At 43.7% G+C, this 17,524-nt stretch carries 17 protein-coding genes; 2 read left to right on the top strand and 15 right to left on the bottom strand.

All coding sequences use genetic code 11. From position 1 onward, the window contains the following. Positions 1-200 precede the first annotated feature (200 nt). From CB4_RS13035 to CB4_RS13020, 4 genes are all read right to left on the bottom strand, one after another. On the bottom strand, positions 201-530 hold the full coding sequence (locus CB4_RS13035; RefSeq protein ID WP_096466219.1) for a site-specific integrase: 330 nt from the start codon (positions 528-530) through the stop codon (positions 201-203). A 273-nt stretch (positions 531-803) separates the two neighbouring features. Further along, positions 804-1,871, bottom strand: coding sequence for an NAD(P)/FAD-dependent oxidoreductase (locus CB4_RS13030; RefSeq protein WP_157737973.1), 1,068 nt, complete (start codon positions 1,869-1,871; stop codon positions 804-806). Between the two features lie 137 nt (positions 1,872-2,008). Further along, positions 2,009-4,489, bottom strand: a complete 2,481-nt coding sequence (locus CB4_RS13025) for a CoA-disulfide reductase (RefSeq protein ID WP_096466217.1) — start codon at positions 4,487-4,489, stop codon at positions 2,009-2,011. A 65-nt stretch (positions 4,490-4,554) separates the two neighbouring features. Further along, complete coding sequence (locus CB4_RS13020; protein WP_146226604.1) at positions 4,555-4,836, bottom strand: ArsR/SmtB family transcription factor; 282 nt, start codon at positions 4,834-4,836, stop codon at positions 4,555-4,557. A gap of 136 nt (positions 4,837-4,972) precedes the next feature. On the opposite strand from CB4_RS13020, the gene CB4_RS13015 reads away from it, so the two are divergent. Next, positions 4,973-5,899, top strand: coding sequence for an MBL fold metallo-hydrolase (locus CB4_RS13015; protein ID WP_096466215.1), 927 nt, complete (start codon positions 4,973-4,975; stop codon positions 5,897-5,899). A gap of 73 nt (positions 5,900-5,972) precedes the next feature. Here the strand turns inward: CB4_RS13015 and CB4_RS13010 are convergent, their stop codons facing one another. From CB4_RS13010 to CB4_RS12960, 11 genes are all read right to left on the bottom strand, one after another. Beyond that, on the bottom strand, positions 5,973-7,565 hold the full coding sequence (locus CB4_RS13010) for a DHA2 family efflux MFS transporter permease subunit (protein WP_096466214.1): 1,593 nt from the start codon (positions 7,563-7,565) through the stop codon (positions 5,973-5,975). 17 nt (positions 7,566-7,582) lie between these two features. Further along, entirely contained in the window at positions 7,583-8,218 is a 636-nt protein-coding gene (locus CB4_RS13005) for an efflux RND transporter periplasmic adaptor subunit (RefSeq protein ID WP_096466213.1), read from the bottom strand. Between the two features lie 18 nt (positions 8,219-8,236). Further along, positions 8,237-8,872 (bottom strand): biotin/lipoyl-containing protein, encoded by a 636-nt coding sequence (locus CB4_RS13000; RefSeq protein WP_096466212.1) that lies wholly within the window; start codon positions 8,870-8,872, stop codon positions 8,237-8,239. A 1-nt stretch (position 8,873) separates the two neighbouring features. After that, entirely contained in the window at positions 8,874-9,341 is a 468-nt protein-coding gene (locus CB4_RS12995; protein ID WP_096466211.1) for a MarR family winged helix-turn-helix transcriptional regulator, read from the bottom strand. Between the two features lie 195 nt (positions 9,342-9,536). Next, on the bottom strand, positions 9,537-9,887 hold the full coding sequence (locus CB4_RS12990) for a hypothetical protein (protein WP_096466210.1): 351 nt from the start codon (positions 9,885-9,887) through the stop codon (positions 9,537-9,539). Between the two features lie 104 nt (positions 9,888-9,991). Continuing rightward, positions 9,992-10,852: a cell wall hydrolase gene (locus CB4_RS12985; RefSeq protein ID WP_096466209.1), complete on the bottom strand. Its 861-nt coding sequence runs from the start codon at positions 10,850-10,852 to the stop codon at positions 9,992-9,994. Between the two features lie 71 nt (positions 10,853-10,923). Next, entirely contained in the window at positions 10,924-11,250 is a 327-nt protein-coding gene (locus CB4_RS12980; RefSeq protein ID WP_096466208.1) for an AzlD domain-containing protein, read from the bottom strand. Next, positions 11,241-11,972, bottom strand: coding sequence for an AzlC family ABC transporter permease (locus tag CB4_RS12975; RefSeq protein WP_231956000.1), 732 nt, complete (start codon positions 11,970-11,972; stop codon positions 11,241-11,243). The genes CB4_RS12980 and CB4_RS12975 overlap by 10 nt, the downstream gene beginning before the upstream one ends. A 34-nt stretch (positions 11,973-12,006) precedes the next feature. Further along, positions 12,007-12,561 carry a helix-turn-helix domain-containing protein gene (locus tag CB4_RS12970; RefSeq protein WP_096466207.1) on the bottom strand — a complete coding sequence of 185 codons (555 nt, stop codon included), beginning with the start codon at positions 12,559-12,561 and terminating at the stop codon, positions 12,007-12,009. A gap of 10 nt (positions 12,562-12,571) precedes the next feature. After that, on the bottom strand, positions 12,572-13,462 hold the full coding sequence (locus tag CB4_RS12965) for a DMT family transporter (protein WP_096466206.1): 891 nt from the start codon (positions 13,460-13,462) through the stop codon (positions 12,572-12,574). A gap of 255 nt (positions 13,463-13,717) precedes the next feature. Further along, positions 13,718-15,994, bottom strand: coding sequence for an S-layer homology domain-containing protein (locus CB4_RS12960; protein ID WP_096466205.1), 2,277 nt, complete (start codon positions 15,992-15,994; stop codon positions 13,718-13,720). Positions 15,995-16,764: 770 nt separating this feature from the next. On the opposite strand from CB4_RS12960, the gene CB4_RS12955 reads away from it, so the two are divergent. After that, positions 16,765-17,472 (top strand): hypothetical protein, encoded by a 708-nt coding sequence (locus tag CB4_RS12955; protein WP_146226605.1) that lies wholly within the window; start codon positions 16,765-16,767, stop codon positions 17,470-17,472. The last annotated feature ends 52 nt before the right edge of the window (positions 17,473-17,524 follow it).

Genomic DNA, 17,524 nt, shown 5'->3' with positions numbered 1-17,524 from the left:
TTGGTCGGCTCACTGCTGAAACATGATATTTACACCGTACAAGAATTTATACACCTTTAGCAAAGGACCCTTCATTAAAGAATCTAGCCGGTATATTTTTGAATGCCATTATTCCACTCCTACAAGAGTATTTTTACGAAGACTACAGCAAGATTCAATTAGTGCTTGGGGATAATGCAAAAACGGCTAATACATACAAATTAAACAGCATTCGCAGTTCTTCCAGTTTGTTGTTTATCTGATTTAGGTGAATCAACTCCGCTCATAAAGTCAATATTGATCCATTTTTCCCGTACGCAGTAGTGGCTGAACGATTTGAGACAGGAAATACGCCGCTGGAGTATACGGGGTTTGATTCCATATGAGAGCACTTGATCCTGGATAAAACGACGGGCTGTCGTAATGTCAAGGGATTTCAACTCGACGGAACGCTGCTGCTTATGTAAAAAAGAACAAAAACAGTGTAGATCAAACGTATAGCTGCGCAGCGTATTCGGCGAATAATTTTTTTCAACTTCTAAATAAAACAAAAAATATGGATGTGACCCCGAGAGTTATTCAGACGCTGATTTCATTATCAGGACGTTAGAGGGGAGGAAGTTCCCGATAACGAATTTTATCAGAACAACGAACCGAAAGTTATTGGGACGTTTGGATTTTTTATAAGTTAACATAATATATATTATCGGACAAAAAGAAAACATAAAAAATATATCTCTTAATTTAAGATTTTTTAAGATTTTGAGATGAGAAAAATTTCGGCTATAAAAAAATAACCTTGGATATCCCAAGGCTATTTTTCGTTATCCCATATGATGTTTATGCATCCATAGCACACCGGACTTAATTACATTCGGTACCTTACCAAGCAGCACATTATCATTTACCAGGCCAAAGCCGGTTTTCTTACCTAAATACCCCAGAACACCTTTCAGCTTGATTGGTGCTGGCTTATACTCTGTTTCGTACCATCTAGTAAGGAAATATTCCCCTAATTGAAGTCCTTGAATGTGTGCGAGCTGGGCGCTTGGTGCAAATTCTGAAGCAGCACAATCCCCGATCACAAAAATGTTATGGTAATACGGCAACTCGTAGTTTTCTTTGACAGTAACTCGATTCATCCGATCGGCGTTACTGTACGCCAGAAGCGAATTTGACAGCGGATGCGGCATGATCCCGGCAGTCCACACACATACATCATATGGTAGCGCTTTTCGCTCCGTTCCATAATACACCTGTTTATCATCAATCATCACGACGCTAATATCGGTCATCACATCAACATGATGATCATCTAGGTACTGGCGCACATAGTTGCGAACGCGTTCTGGTAACGTCGGAAGCACCTGTCCAGAGCGTTCGAGCATCGTAATCTGTAGCTTCGGGTGCTGTTCACGCAGATCGCTTGCGAATTCGACGCCAGATAGACCGCCACCGATAATGACGACATGGCCTTCCTCGTGGAGCGCATCAATTTTCTGGCGTGTTTTCATCGCTTTGCCAAACGTTTGAATGCTTTCCGTATACTCATCTGCCCACGGCACATTGAAATGATTATCGACGCAGCCAAGCGCAAAGATAAGCTGGTCAAACTTGACGGTCTGATTCGCACAGACTACTTCATGGTTGAAAATTCGCAGTTCCTGAATTTCATCCTGTATATAGGTCACCCGCTCATGTACGGGAAACGGAGCCTTTACTTTTCTTTCGTTTAATGAACCACTGGCCAGTGCATAGTATTCCGGTTTAATGGTATGACAGGGCAGTCGATCTAGTACCGTAATCTGAACGTCTTCTGGAATATGTGGCAGCACTGTGTGCAAAAATGAAATACCGGCATAACCGGCTCCTACTACGACGATCTGTTTCATACGTGGGCCTCCCCTTTCATCTCCCGCTTTCCGCAACGGTATCCTTTTTTTATCATACATGCTGATGAAGGTGTTCACAACCAGAATTCGGGAAAAAACCCGGAACGGTACAAAATCTACTGTTCCGGGTTTTCGTATTAGATAAATAAATTCAGGCCAGAGCCTTCTGTTTCACCAAGATAGGTCGCAACGCCGCCTAGTTCGACCCCGTCAATGAATTCCTCGGCTTTGATGCCCATTACATCCATACTCATCGTGCAGGCGATCATTTTTACACCCGCCCGTTTCGCGTTAGCAATCAGCGTATCGAGATCGTCAACGTTTTTCTTGCTCATTACTTTCTTCATCATAACGGTTCCCATCCCGCCCATGTTCATTTTAGATAGCGGAAGTGCACCTGCCCCTTTTGGCATCATCATACCGAACATTTTCTCCATCGAATCTTTTTCAACCTTTGGAGCATCAGGACGACGCAGTATATTCAGCCCCCAGAAGGTGAAAAACATGGTCACTTTCTTACCCATCGCTGCGGCACCAGATGCGATAATGAATGAAGCCATTGCTTTATCTAGATCACCACTGAATACAACGAGTGTTGCATTTTTCTGTGTACCTGCGGATAAGTTACATACAGCTTGCGAGGCGTCGCATCCTTTGCGAATCTTGACGATGCAGGTGTTTTGGTCGAATTCAGACGATACGAGCGTATTGCCGGTATTTTTGCACCATGCCGCAATGTCGCGGGCAAAACCTGGATCGGTCGCTTTTACTTCGAGGATGTCGCCGTCGTTGAGATTTTGCATGTTTTCATATACTTGCATGATCGGCCCCGGGCATTGCAAGCCGCATGCGTTCACGGAAAGTGTTACGGACGCTTCGATCGGTTGGGCATCTGTCTTCACTGCTTGTGTCTCTCCTTTTATTTCAGCTACTCCGCTATCATTTGTGGCCACGGGCTGATGCTTTTGTGGCTGGAATGCGTTGCTGTATGTTTTGTAACCACCATCTACGTTATATACTTGATAGCCGTACTGACGAAGGATGCGGGCTGCGAGATAGCCGCGCAAGCCGACCTGGCAGGATACGTAGACAGGCTTTTCTTTTGGAATTTCGTCCATCCGCTCTCGAATGTCACCGAGTGGGATGTTAATGGAGCCTGGGATAAAGCCCATCTCTCGTTCGATTGGCTCTCGTACATCGATTAACAGACCGCCGTCCGCTACAATGTCATCGATTTGATGCCACTGCACAATGTCACTTAAACCGTCCATAATATTTAAGGCAACATAGCCTGCCATATTGACTGGATCTTTGGCAGAGGAATACGGCGGTGCATATGAAAGCTCAAGGTCTGGCAGATCGCGTACGGTCATGCCTGCTTTAATCGCCACTGCGATTACGTCAATTCGTTTATCGACACCATCCCGTCCTACAGCTTGTGCTCCGTAGATGGTGCCATCTTCTCGATTGAACAGAAGCTTCAAGGAGATTGGAGACGCACCTGGATAGTATCCGGCATGTGAATTTGGGTGAATGTGGACAGCTTCGTATGGAATACTTAATCGCTGCAAAGCTTTTTCGTTCATTCCAGTTGAAGCAACGGTGAGATCGAATACTTTCGCAATCGACGTTCCCATTGTTCCGCGATACGCTACGTCCAATCCGTTAATATGATCCGCCACCAGACGTCCCTGACGATTAGCTGGCCATGCGAGTGGAATCATTGTCGGTTTGCCGCTTACGAAGTCGGTCACTTCAATGGCGTCTCCAATCGCATAAATGCTTGGGTCTGTCGTCTGCAAGGTGGCGTTCACTTTAGTCGCGTTACGCACACCGAGTGCAAGCCCGGCGTCTTTAGCAAGCTGGTTCTCTGGCTCGACGCCAATTGCAAGCAAGATCATATCGGTTACGATACGGCGTCCGCTTTTTAAATTCACGGTACGCCCGCGATCTTCGAATGTTTCTACTTCATCTTCTAAAATGAGGTCGACACCCTTCTCTCGCATATGAGTATGCAGCATAGCGGCCAGTTCATAATCAATGGAAGTCATCACTTGATTGCCGCGCTGCACGAGCGTAACCGCTACCCCACGATCATGTAAGTTCTCAGCCATCTCCAGCCCGATGAAGCCGCCGCCGACAATCACGGCACGAGCAGGTTTATGTGTATCGACATACTCTTTAATTCGATCTGTATCAGGAATATTGCGGAGGGTGAACAACTGCTCCGCCTCGTCTATGCCCGGGATTGCAGGCATAATTGGCTTAGCGCCTGGTGAGAGAATGAGCACATCATAGCTTTCGTCATACGTTTCCCTTGTCCCGAGATTATGAACCGTTACGGTTTTCGCGTCCCGGTTAATGCGAACGACCTCGCTTCGATTGCGAATGTCCATGTTGAATTTCTTCGACATTCCGTCTACGGTCTGAACAAGCAGTGCTTTGCGGCTTGTGATGGTCTCGCCGATATAGTACGGCAACCCACAGTTCGCAAACGAAATGTGTTCCCCCCGCTCAAATAACACAATCTCCGCGGTTTCATCTAGACGACGCAGACGAGCTGCTGCGGTAGCTCCCCCTGCGACCCCACCTACAATGACGATTTTTTTCGGTTTCATGGCTAATTCCTCCTATTATTTTCATCATTATATTCGAATATATAGATATAATATCAACAAAAGGTTTACTCTAGCTTTAACGCACGAATCAATTCTCGCATCGCATCACTGGAAATCGAGTAAAAAATCTCAACGCCTTTGCGTTCTCCGTGAATAATGCCTGCCTCCTTTAACTTGAGCAAATGTTGAGAAATGGTTGACTGTGGCATATTAAGACCACAATGAATTTTAGTGACGTTGCAAGCGCCATTCTCTAACAGTCCACGGGCAATGCAGAGACGAACCGGATGGGACAGCGCTTTTAGTAATTTGGCTTTTGCTTCGAACCGCTGAAAATTCTCCATAATATCCGCTCCCCTCTTTCTTACGGTAATGTTATCCTATTTGTATTATATCGTGATTTTACGATATAAGAAACGATTACACAAGTCTATTTCTTATGTTTTTCCCTTAGATGAACAGGAAAGGTTGTGAACGATAGTAATGACACGCAAACGTTATGGAAATCTGGATGGAATTCAAAACAAACATGGATTTGCAGAGGTGAGACGCTGGCGGCGTGAACGAAAGCAAAAGAAAAAAGATCTGTCTTATGTTGTGCCACAGGCAGCGAACAAGCAAATAGCATGGCTGTCTGCTAATCGAAGCGCGTCGTCAATTACATGGATCGGACATGCGACATTTCTTATTCAAATAAACGGGTGTAACATTTTGACTGATCCAGTATGGGCGAAGCGGATGGGATTGGAAAAACGGCTGTCAGAGCCAGGGCTCCGTCTGGATCAGCTTCCCCCGATTGATGTCGTACTGATCTCACATGGGCATTATGATCACCTTGATATCGGTACACTCAAGCGCTTGCCTGGTTCTCCGGTGTATCTCGTGCCGGAAGGTCTTGGCCGCTTGCTTACACGCCGTGGTTTTACTCATGTACATGAATTTGTCTGGTGGGAGAAAATGTCGGATAAAGGGTGTACATTCACCTTCGTTCCAGCTCAACACTGGGTACGGCGAGGATTGTGGGATATGAATACGTCACATTGGGGTGGCTGGGTCGTACAAGCGGAAAATGCCCCTTCTGTATACTTTGTTGGAGATACGGGCTATTTTCGCGGGTTTACGGAGATTGGAAAACGATTTGCCATTGATACGGTATTAATGCCGATTGGCGCATACGAGCCGGAGTGGTTTATGCAGACAGCTCATATTAATCCCGAAGATGCAGTGAAAGCGTTTTGTGAGCTACATGCTCAGACCTGCATTCCGATGCACTATGGGGCATTTCGGCTTGCGGATGATACAGCAGCGGAAGCCCTGAACCGATTTACGACTGCTTGGAATGAACAAAATCTATCTACTGATCGCTTGCGTGTGTTGCAACTTGGAGAGACATGGCAACCGAGTATGTGATATGTAAATAAAAAGGGTGAGTCAGCATTGTAAATGACTCACCCTGTATTTTTAGTTTGGTTGCTCTCTTACATTATGCTGGACCGGTCCCGAGTTTGCGACGATCATCTTCGATTGGAACAACCTTCTCTATTTTTGCTGTTGTATCCTTTCGTACATCACGCAGGAAAAAACTCAAAACGAATCCAACAAACGCGACACCCGTGGCCCATAGAAACGAATCAGACAACCCGAGAATCGAAGCTTGTTGACTGGCTTGTCCAAATAACGCTGCCGCTGCCTGCGATTGTGCCTGTGCCGCAGAAGCGCCTGTTTCTGCCATAATGGATTGTACGAGTGATTGGAACGAAGTCGAAAACGAAGGGTTCATCGTATTCGCCGCTTCTCCGAATGTATTCAAATGTGTAATCGTCCGGGTGCTAAAAATCGTAGTAAAGATGCTAATTCCGAGTGAGCCGGAAACCTGACGAAGTGTATTCGACATCGAGGTACCGTGACTGTTTTTACTTTCAGGCAACTGATTTAAGCCTGCAGTCATAATTGGCATCATCAAGAAAGACATCCCGAACGAACGAATCATATAGATGATCAAAATAAACGAATAGCTTGTCTCTAGCGTAAGCTTTGTAAACTCATACGTTGTCACGGTTGTAATAAACATTCCGATCAGCGCCAGCGGACGCGGTCCGAATTTATCAAATAGCGTGCCGGAGATCGGAGACATAATCCCCATAATAACGGCACCCGGAAGCATCAGCAAACCAGACTCAAGTGCTGTAAAGCCGCGCAAGTTTTGCAGATAGATCGGCAGCAAGAACATGCCAGAAAACATCGCGACGGTTACGATGACACTGACGATACTAGACAGTGAGAACATATCGTATTTGAAAATCCGGAAGTCGAGCATCGGGCGAGTTGAATTAAGCTGCAGCACAACAAAGGCTGCAATCATTACCACGCCAATTATAAGGGTTGTCAGTACGATCGCGCTGCTCCATCCTTTTGAACCCGCTTCACTTAATCCGTACAGCAAGGATCCAACCCCAATCACGGATGTAATCGTCCCCGGAATATCCAGCGGTACTTTTTTGGGCGTAGTCGTATCGCGAAGCAGCACAAAAGCTGCCACAATTACGATGACACCAAGTGGAGCGATGCCGTTAAATAGAACGCGCCAGCTGTAATGCTCGATTACCCAGCCAGACAGCGTTGGCCCAATCGCAGGTGCAAACATAAGCGCCAGGCCAAGAATCCCCATTCCTTTGCCGCGAATCTCGGGGGGGAATACGGCCAGCATAATCGTCATAACAAGCGGCATTAACACCCCGCCACCTACTGCCTGAATTAAACGCCCGATTAATAAGATGGAAAATGTCGGTGCCATCCCGCATACGAGTGAACCAACGGTAAAAAATATCATGGCGGACAAAAACAACCGACGAATGCCAAAACGCTCAATCAAAAACGCGGCTAATGGGATTAAAACCCCGTTTACTAACATATAGCCGGTCAAAAGCCACTGTGCAGTCGTTGCTGTAACGTTAAATTCCGTAATTAAGTGCGGAATGGCTACGTTTAACAGCGTCTGGTTCAAAATTGCCAGAAACAGACCGAGTATCATAATAGACAGCAGCGGAATATAGCTTGACCGATGTTCTTCTGCCATATAATCCCCTCCTTTCTTTATTTATGAATCCGGATGGTTGCATTCATGCCGGGTACAGCTTCTGCTGGATAACTGTCGATGGAAATGCGAACCGGTACATGCTGTGTTACTTTGGTGTAGTTACCACTCGCATTTTGCGGCGGCAGTAGCGAAAACATGGAATTTGTCGCCAGTCCGATTTGTTCCACTTTTCCTTTGAAAGTCGTATTCGGGTTTACATCGAAGGTTACGTCTACTTCTGCCCCTTTCTTCACATCTTTAATGGAGGTCTCTTCGATGTTTGCTTCAATGTACAATTGTTTCATATTCACCATCTGACCAAGCAATTGTCCGGGTGCTACCATCTGCCCCTTTGTTACTTTATTCTGTACAAGGGTACCGTCTATTGGCGCAGTAATATCAATTGACTCTTGAGGGGATGAAATTTTTCCGATGGTTGCACCAGCAGAGAATGAAGTTCCTTCTGTTCCACTCCAGTCTGTCAATTTGCCACCAGTCAGGGCTGAGATGGGAATGATTTTTCCGGAAACCTTGGCGTCATCCGTTGTAATATAGTTGGCGGATTTATAGTAGTACGTATAGCTTCCAATGGCTAGAAGGATAATGACGAGAAAAGCGACAAGGTTCATAATCAAAAAGCGTGCACGACTCATGTAGGTTCCTCCTTGTTGTTATTTATGAATGCGGATGGATGCGTTCATCCCTGGCACAATCCCGTTAGTTTGCAAATTGTCTACCGTAATGGTAACCGGCACCCGCTGCGTTTGCTTGGAGTCGCGATTTGTACCGCTAGATACTACGCTTGGATTCAGGAATGCTCCTGCTGTCTGACCAATACTGCTCACGTGTCCATTTAAGGTGAGAGTGGGATCGGCATCTACATATACATCAACCTGCTGGCCGATACGGACATCTGAAATGGCATCTTCATCAATATAGGCAGAGACATGCATTTTAGACAGATCCGCGATCATGGCCAGTGGTTGCCCAGGTGCTATGATTTGTCCGGCCGTCGCGTTCGTCTGAATGACGGTTCCGGTTAGCGGTGCTGTAATGGATACGTGTGTTGTTGCTGTTCCGGTTGTCTCGGTACCAAGCGCGTCTCCTTGCGTTACCGCATCTCCGACATTCACGTTCCAGGCCTGCAGTTTACCCGCCGCCGCTGCCCCTACTGGCTGTAGATCAGCTGTGATGCGAGCATTATCCGTCGCAAGATAATTGGAACGATTGTTGATCATATAAAATATTCCACCTACAAGTAGCAATACAACGAGCATAGCAGCAATGCTGCTCACCATTCGTTTCATGTCATTCGGTCTCTCCTTTGCTTTTCTTGTTTAGGATATCTTGTTCCATTCGTTCGGCTAGTCCGAGCAGCTGATGTGTTAAGTCAATAAACGTTTCTTCCTCTTCTTTTGCAAAATACGGGCGCAAAACTTCCGCCTGTGATATCGGAAATCTTTCCATTAAAGTTCGACATGAATCACTGAGTGTAATCCAGACTTTGCGTCTGTCCTCTTTATCACGTGTTCGTATCACTAGCTCCATGCGTTCTAGTCGATCGATTACCCCACTAGTTGAACTGATAGACGTATCAATCTGTTTACTCAATTCTGCAAGCGACTTCGAACCGCTCGTATACAGTGCATGGAGAACGCGGACCTGCGGGATGGTTAAGTTGTATATATTTGCATCCCTGTTCAAAATTTGCTGGGAAGCACGCAACATTCGACGCAGTGCCTGCATGAAATTCGTAATGACTTGATCTGTGGGCATGGATGATCCTCCTCACTACTGTAGCCCACGAACCTATACGGTTTGTTGTGGGAGTGTCAAGTATAGTGTCTCCTCCTCATGGAATATTTAACGATGCTTCTTATGATAATATTTCGTACACGAAATATCAACAAACGAATATTTCCAAAGAGAAATAAAAACGCTGTAACCATATTGGTTGGTTACAGCGTTTTTTCATGGGAGAGCCTCGTACAGGCGCATAGGGGGAAGATTCCGCAAATAATATGTATCTCGAACTCGTGAAAAGTAGCGCTCCATGTATACTTTAAGATGAACATCTCGTTGAAAAAAAGTCTGATACGCAAGGAACATGCCGTCTTCTTTGAGTACATCACGTGTAGAGCGAACAATTGCGTCCCGAACTTGATCGGGAAAAAAAGAAAATGGAATGCCTGATAGTACAAGATCAGCTCGTGTTTCACCTGATTCCGGTACGAGCGATTGAACCTGCTCTGCACTATCATGATAAACATGAATCCGAGAATCCTCTCGATATTTATCTATTTCCCCGTACTCATAAAGCACTCCCCTTAAAAAAGATCCATAATATTCTATCTGTCCTCCCTACTTAGTATAGCAAAAAACCCGGGCTCTCTCGTTGACGAATAGCCCGGGTTTTGCTTTATTTTTTATTTAGCGAAGACATGATCCCCAATGACTGTGGTAACTTCACGGCTACGCACCCACTGGTTCGCTGTCTTTTCAGGATTGTAGAAGATAACAGCCTGTTTGCTTGGGTCTGTCCCGTGCAACGCGAGATTGACAGCCTTAATGGTTTCTTGAGACGGTGTTACATTATAAATACGCTTATCAAGCACAGGTGAGTACTGGTAATAGTCAGAACCATTAACATGTGCCACTTCAAATATAACGTCCTTTACAGATTTCGGCCAGCCAGGTGTTTTGACACGATTCAGCACGGAAGCAGCGACTGCTATTTTCCCCTGGAGTGACTCTCCCCCAGCTTCTGCTTCTGTCAACTGATACAGCCAGTGCATAGCTGGATCTTTTGCTTCAGGTGACGGTGTTGATTCTAGTATTTTAACCGGTCCTGAAGAATTCGTATGAACCGAAGCAGACTGACTTTCAGCATCATACCAGACGGTCATGCCGAGTGTTTCCGCAGCGTAGCGAAGCGGTATGTATGTTCCATCTTTGCGGTCGGTTGTGACGACAGGCAACTGGTCGCGGTGCCACGTTGTTCCTGGATGTACGAGCACGTCCGCATATGATTGTTGCGATGGCAAACTGATTGTGATGTTACCTTTTGTAAGTACGACTGCCTGATAGGCCTCGCTCCACTGAACCACAACCCCGGTATTCATGAAAAATCGGGCCGGAACGAGCATTGTATCGTTCTGCATCAACGTTTCTGTTTGGACGGTTTTCCCATTGATGGTTACAGCAGAAGATGCTGCCAATCCTACTGTTGGTGCTGCACTAGTCAATAATGAAAGTGTGAGTAATAGGCTGAGTTTTCTTTTCTTCATCGTATCCCTCCCTATCTCTTATTGTAATAGTGGGAGTGATCTACTTTCATTAGTAATATGTGGGATGGGAGTCAAAAAATGAACCGTATGATTATGATAGAAACAAGACCTGTGACTACAGTCCCTAGCAAACTGCGTGTCATGCCAGCCACGATAAAAGTCGGGAGTGCAGCTACCAGTTCAACATTTGTCGTAAGCGGTGACAGTTTCCCGTTAGACATAAACAATTCCTGTCCGACTAAAGAAGCCATAACCGCAATCGGGATGTAATGTAACCAACGCATGGCCCAGTCCGGTAATTGAATGCGGCTGAGTACCATTAACGGAAGAACTCGAGGGACAAATGTAACAAGTGCTGATCCGATAATAATGAGAAAAATAGGCCATCTTACATCCATTTCTCAATCACCATCCCAATGGTTGCTGCCAGAACAGTTGCTACAATGATGCCGATGCTTCCCGAGAAAACAAGAGTTGCACCTACAGCGATCACAACCGCGCTGATGGCCACGATACTATCTCGTACGATTTGATTACGTCCCGCCATTTGCAGAACGAGAAGCCCAATAAACATCGCAGGCAGCGCAAAGTCAAGACCGAGCTGTTCTGGATGGGTAATCCATCGTCCGAAAAAAGCACCTGCCATGTTGGCAATAAACCAATTTATATAAGCGGTGATATTTAGCCCGTGCATCCACCGCTCGCTGATGGCACTTTCATGTACAGCGCGGTTCATGGCTACTCCAAAGGACTCATCCGTAAGCAAAGAACCAATCAGCATATTTCTCGTTGGGGACAAATGACGAAAGTATGGAGATACAGCCGCGCTTAACAAAAGATGTCTAAGATTAACAAAGAAAATGGTGAAAATAATCGCTGTCGCTGATCCGTCGGCTGCAATCATACCCGCTGCAATAAACTGAGCGGAACCCGCATACAAAATCAAACTAAGTAGTGCGGTTTCAAGTAAGCTAAGTCCTGCGGTCTTTTCGATCACTCCTGCTGCAAATCCGATACTTAAGTAACCTAATATGGTTGGGACACAGTCTTTTACCCCCTGAAGGAAGCTTCCATTGTCCTGGTTCATTTCGTACGTTTTCAGATGAATATTTTCTTGCATCCCTTCTCCTCCCTGTTCTTCTGTACCTACTATGTTAATGCGGGTAATGAATGATTACGGAACAAATGACAGGAGATGTACCTGCATTTCGATAACAATGCGGTCGATCTGCTTGAAAATGAAGAGCACTGCCTTGCGTCACATGATAGATCTCCTGTTCCATAACAAATTCTAACGTACCAGAACCAACGATAACGTATTCTTCTACCCCTGTAGTGTGTCCTTCCGATTCATGGCTGCCCCCTGGTTCAAGAACAAGCGAAAAAATTTCAAATTGTTTTTTCGGATGGAAAGGAAATAACGGATATACCCGATATTTCTCGTCGTTTTCGACAACAGGATCAATGGTACGGGCATCAACGAGTGTGACCAGTGGCGTGTCTTCTGCCAGTAAAGAAGAAAAGGAGATGTGGAGTCCACTAGCGATTTTCCATAGTGTTGTGATAGTCGGGTTTGATTCTCCCCGTTCGATTTGACCTAACATCGCTTTGCTTACACCGGTTAGTTCACTCATTTTATCTAAACTAAGGTTTCGTTCTGTTCGGATTCGTTTGAAGTTCTTTCCGATATTAAGGTTGATGGAATGCATATGGCCTCCTTTATTTTGTAACAACATATTTGTTCGCCAATTTGATTGATTTATTTTCGCTAATGAATGTTGAGCCTAAAAGCAATGCACCACCAAGCAACTGAACAAATGTCATACTCTCTTGCAAGATAACAGCAGAAATCACTAATGATGTGATTGGATCTACATAACTTAATGCCGCGATACTTTGCCCTTTTAACTTCTGCATACCTGAGAAGAATAACAAGAATCCAACACCTGTATGTATAATCCCTAAGATTACGATAAATAGAATGGAAGAACTCGATACTTCTGAGATGTTGAATTTTTCAGTAAAAAATACATATGGCATAAGAAGTAATGCCGCCATTCCAAGCTGGATTAATGTAGTTTCTAGTCCATCCATGTTTTTGATGAACTTGTTTACTAGCATTAATGAGGCATAGCATGCAGCTGCCAATAATCCGTAGCCAATGCCAAGTAAATCATCGAATCCAGATGCACTTACACCACCATTACCAACAATCAACAACATACCTAACATAGCTACACCGATGCAGATTATTTTCTTTGTTGATAATTTTTCTTTAAGTACAAGTGGCGAAAGAATCATGACAAACACAGGTGCAAAATAATAACTGAGTGCTGCGTTAGAAATGGTCGTATGTCTGTACGCCTGAAAAAGGAGAATCCAATTCCCGCCCAATGCAATACTTGAAAGCAATAAAAATAAAGCGTTTGCTTTCACCAATCCCCATGAAATTTTTTTCTTCATGATGAACATGACCGTCATTAAAAATAAGCTCCCAATTAAACTGCGTAATAAAGCGATTTCACTTGAAGATAAATCAATGTATCTTACAAATACGCCAATCGTACCGAAGATTGTCATGGATAATAAAAACTGAATTTTAGATTTCATCGTCTACTCCTTCGAATCTGATAATTTGACCTAACGTGGCTTTGCTTATATGTGCCCTCCTTTTGTGCGCTATAATATAAAAAAATCCGCTATGATGTACATTATAGCGGATAGAATCATTAATATCTAGAATCTTTGCGGTCTGACACTTTTCAGTTTGTGTAACAGGAGGACATCAAGTGAAACATTTTCTTTGTATATACTTGATGGCTATGGGGTCAGCCCCTTTGGCTAGTTATGATTTTCCAACGCGACTCACGGGGTTGTATTCCATTTTTCCACTTTAAACATACGCATCACTTGTGACTTATCAGGCATTTCTACGTCTACCCATAACGCATATACATCTCTATCTGTTCCACGCAAAGTGGTAGGTATTGTAGCAGGAAGCGCGCCTGTTAAGACCGATTCTGTAATCCCTTTTGCGTTCCAAATATTTTCATTCCCTACTAGTATATTATTATAAATATCTGATACCGTCTTCTGATTAGTGGCAATGGAGACTGCGTCAGCAGGAGTTGCAGCTCTCACTAAAACCACTATTGAACCATGCCTTGCATTAGGTAAAGGCTTTTTCACAATGATTTCTCCAGGGACATCTCCTTCTGATACGTACTCATCTACGTGAGACTCATCAACAGGTATTTTTGTACCCATTTGATCATTCGTTATTTCATAGTCTCTATAGGCAATTATGTTTCCCTCTTCATCCACTTCAATTACAGAAATATGATAATGAGGGTGCACGTTTTCAATCTCATACGTACTATTTGACCACGGGATATCGTATATATCTTTCATATTCCCTTCATATAATTTGCCTTCCCCAGGGTTTTCCGAAGGGCGATACCCAGGGTCAGACGCATATAAGATATGCCCATCTTGTAGATCTGATACGTTTACTTGTGTTGTACTTTCCGGTACGTTCGGACCGCCTGTAAACGTGATTTTCGCTGTCATCTTTGAATCATCGATATCTTCTAGATTTCGATCCTCTACCTGGTTGATATATAACCTACCGTCCTCATTTAACTCATGGGTGTTTGTTGTAACCGTCCACTGTATACTCCTATTTCCATTTGTGGCAGTAATCGTATAGGTCCCTTGTGGAACTTCAAAATAGTAGGAAAGCTTCCCATCTCCATCTTCAAGCCCATATGTTCCGATAGTCGTTTCACCACTCTGTTTGTATTTGGCCGTATATAGAGGAGCTCCTCCCTTGTTTATTGTAATCTTTGTGTCCCCTTTCGTATCAGCATATTTCCCTAAATATAGGTCACCCAAAATTCGGCATCCATATTGCAATACAATCCTCGTGGTCGGCTTAGATACTGTGTTAGCAGCATCTACTGCATACACTACATAGCTTGTTTCTGTTTCCCGCATCCCGACTGTACTTATGTTTGTATTTTGGTTAGCCGTTGACGCTTCGGCTTTTCTTGCTACTTTGCTAGCCACTAGCTTTTCCAAGTCTTCTTTATTTGCCGGTTTTTCTGTACTAGGTACAAGGTACAAAGTTCCTGGTTTATTGCTTTTAGCTACCACGTTCTCACCAATCGTCACAGGAGAGGTAGATACAAGCGTCGCTGTGACCGTATCCTGCTGCCCGCCTCCACCGCTTCCTCCACTTCCACCGGCAGATACAGGAAGACGGATAATTTTCACAGTAGCAATCGTTTCTTTTCCTGCTATGTTCTGAGCATGAAGCTCATATTTATTTTCCCCCAGCTTAAGAGGCACCTTGGTGCTCCATTTTCCATCTTCTATTTTTATTTTTGTTGTACCAATACGTAATGCAGCAGCATATGTCACCGCTCCTGTTACTGTTATACTTTCCAGTGTTGTTTTATCAGGATAAGGAGTGATGCTAATCACCGGAAGCATCGTTTTCATTTTTTCTTGTTCTTCTTTCATTCTCAAGAAACGCTCAACAACAAGCGCTACTTCCTGACGTTGAGCAACTCCTTTAGGATTAAACGTATTGTTGCCAATGCCTGAAACTAATCCAGCTTCCACCGCAGCCGCAACACCATCTCTCGCCCAGGAAGAAATTTGATCCTGATCAGAAAATGTTATCTCCGATCCTTTCCCCTTTGCATCCATTCCTAACGCTCGTACAAACAACACAACCATCTGTTCCCGTGTGAGAGGTTGATTTACTCCAAGATTTTCATTCCCTACTCCAGAAATCAACCCTTCTTTTCCTGCCGCTTCTACGTATGCGTATGCATAATGTCCTGCAGGTACATCAGAAAAACGAGGCACTGCAGGGGGATTGCTTACATCAAGATTCAGTACTTTTGCTAAAATAATAGCAAAATCCTGTCGCATCATTCGTTCAGTTGGATGAAATTCACTATCCCCTGCACCTGACAATATTCCTTTCTCTAATAATGTAAGAATCGCATCTCTAGCATACGAACTATCAATATCCGAAAACGTTGTAGCTGCAGACACACTTGTCCCAAGGAAAGGAGTTACTAGTAACGATGTTGCTAAAAAACTGCTAACAACCTTCTTTTTTGGTATCATTTTTTTCCTCCCTGAAAATGTATAATAGATCAGCACTAACTAGCAAAATAAAAAGAAAGAATATTTGGTTATAAAACCCATCTAGTTCTATATCAAACGAAAATTCAAAATAATGATACAATAGAAAGTTGCTGATAGTTCTACAAAATCTTTATGATATATCTCTTGTTTTATTGTTCCTGATTATAACAAAACAGGTAGTCATATGATAAGTCACGATTTAAGTATGATTTCATAGGTATTTAGACTCGATTATTCTGCCCGCAGGACCCAATCCTGATAATCCGGAATCATCTGTGTGAACACAGCTTTCACTTCTTTCGAGGCCTCAAACGAACTTTTCTTCAGCACAGCCTCTTTTATATTTTGGGTTTAGATTATGTAGGTCTCACGATGTGAAATTGATTAGTATGTGTGCTTTGCTGATTTCTTGAAGGTGTAAATTTAATACTGGCATCTTTGTATTTCGCCTCCACCTCATAATCCTTGCTAATAGCATAAATCGCAGCAATCCCTAAAACAGCAATCCCATACAATAGTGGTATTTTAAGTTTCCTCCTAATTTAAACCTGCTTCTTCATAAATTTCAGCAATCCAAGCTGATAAGAAATCAAAGTTTTCATCTTTAAAAGAATGACTTTGTACCGAAAGGCAAATCAAAATATGTAATTACACGAACCTCGTTGAATATCAATGAGGTTTTACTTTTATTAGAAACTATATGGCGGACTAGAATATCGTCCAAATACTCTGCTAATCGTAAAGGAACATTGAAACGACGTTCAAAGTTTTGCGCACTTTATCAAAAGGAATTTGGACGCTTTTTAAGTTCCTATATGGCTGTACTAAATACCGGGCTTGGCGTAGTACTGCTTTGCCTTTTCAGTATCTTTCTCTTGGTTATGTCCCTTGAAAAATTAGGGAGTTATGCAGGCATAGATGACATGAACGGGTTTCTTTCGCAATATGCGCCTATTGTAGTTGGCGCTTTGCTTTCATTAAGCTGCCCTGCCGCGTCATCCATTTCCTTAGAGGGTAAGAACATTTGGATTTTACAGAGTTCCCCGGTTTCCGTAAGAACAATTTTGAATAGCAAACTTGCCGTAAATCTGACTTTACATGGCTTCGGTTATATCCTTGCCATTTTCGCTATCATAACAAGGCTAAAAATGAGTGCGTTGCAGATAATGAGCCTCTTGCTTGTCCCCATAGCATATTCCCTTTTTACTACTGTGCTGGGTATTTTCCTCAATAAAAAATACCCTAATTATGAGTGGGAAAACGAAATGATGGTTGTCAAACAAAGTATTCCTGTGATTGTGAGCGGCATAGTCAATATGCTTGTTGTAGCGGTTCCTGTTTTACTAAATTGGTTTTTATCCTTTCCCATTATGCCAACGATATGGGTTGCTGCAATAATCCTTGTTATCTCAGCTTCTATTTTGTATCAAAAAATGTGCACATCAAAATTCATATAAGTTTAGAAGGACATTGGAGTGGTCATTCCCTATTCTGCATATTGGAAATTCC

Origin of the sequence: Aneurinibacillus soli (assembly GCF_002355375.1) — a bacterium.
In the GTDB taxonomy this organism is placed as follows: Bacteria; Bacillota; Bacilli; order Aneurinibacillales; family Aneurinibacillaceae; genus Aneurinibacillus; species Aneurinibacillus soli.
The sequence above is the reverse complement of the archived record's forward strand: the minus strand, read 5'-3'. Positions and strand labels throughout refer to the sequence as shown.

Bases quoted from the DNA above. Each gene is read 5' to 3' on its own strand.
- CB4_RS12960 (WP_096466205.1), bottom strand. From the start codon at position 15,994: ATGATACCAAAAAAGAAGGTTGTTAGCAGTTTTTTAGCAACATCGTTA.
- CB4_RS13025 (WP_096466217.1), bottom strand. From the start codon at position 4,489: ATGAAACCGAAAAAAATCGTCATTGTAGGTGGGGTCGCAGGGGGAGCT.
- CB4_RS12980 (WP_096466208.1), bottom strand. From the start codon at position 11,250: ATGGATGTAAGATGGCCTATTTTTCTCATTATTATCGGATCAGCACTT.
- CB4_RS13000 (WP_096466212.1), bottom strand. From the start codon at position 8,872: ATGAAACGAATGGTGAGCAGCATTGCTGCTATGCTCGTTGTATTGCTA.
- CB4_RS13005 (WP_096466213.1), bottom strand. From the start codon at position 8,218: ATGAGTCGTGCACGCTTTTTGATTATGAACCTTGTCGCTTTTCTCGTC.
- CB4_RS12965 (WP_096466206.1), bottom strand. From the start codon at position 13,462: ATGAAATCTAAAATTCAGTTTTTATTATCCATGACAATCTTCGGTACG.
- CB4_RS13015 (WP_096466215.1), top strand. From the start codon at position 4,973: ATGACACGCAAACGTTATGGAAATCTGGATGGAATTCAAAACAAACAT.
- CB4_RS12985 (WP_096466209.1), bottom strand. From the start codon at position 10,852: ATGAAGAAAAGAAAACTCAGCCTATTACTCACACTTTCATTATTGACT.
- CB4_RS12995 (WP_096466211.1), bottom strand. From the start codon at position 9,341: ATGCCCACAGATCAAGTCATTACGAATTTCATGCAGGCACTGCGTCGA.
- CB4_RS12970 (WP_096466207.1), bottom strand. From the start codon at position 12,561: ATGCATTCCATCAACCTTAATATCGGAAAGAACTTCAAACGAATCCGA.
- CB4_RS12975 (WP_231956000.1), bottom strand. From the start codon at position 11,972: ATGCAAGAAAATATTCATCTGAAAACGTACGAAATGAACCAGGACAAT.
- CB4_RS13010 (WP_096466214.1), bottom strand. From the start codon at position 7,565: ATGGCAGAAGAACATCGGTCAAGCTATATTCCGCTGCTGTCTATTATG.
- CB4_RS13030 (WP_157737973.1), bottom strand. From the start codon at position 1,871: ATGAAACAGATCGTCGTAGTAGGAGCCGGTTATGCCGGTATTTCATTT.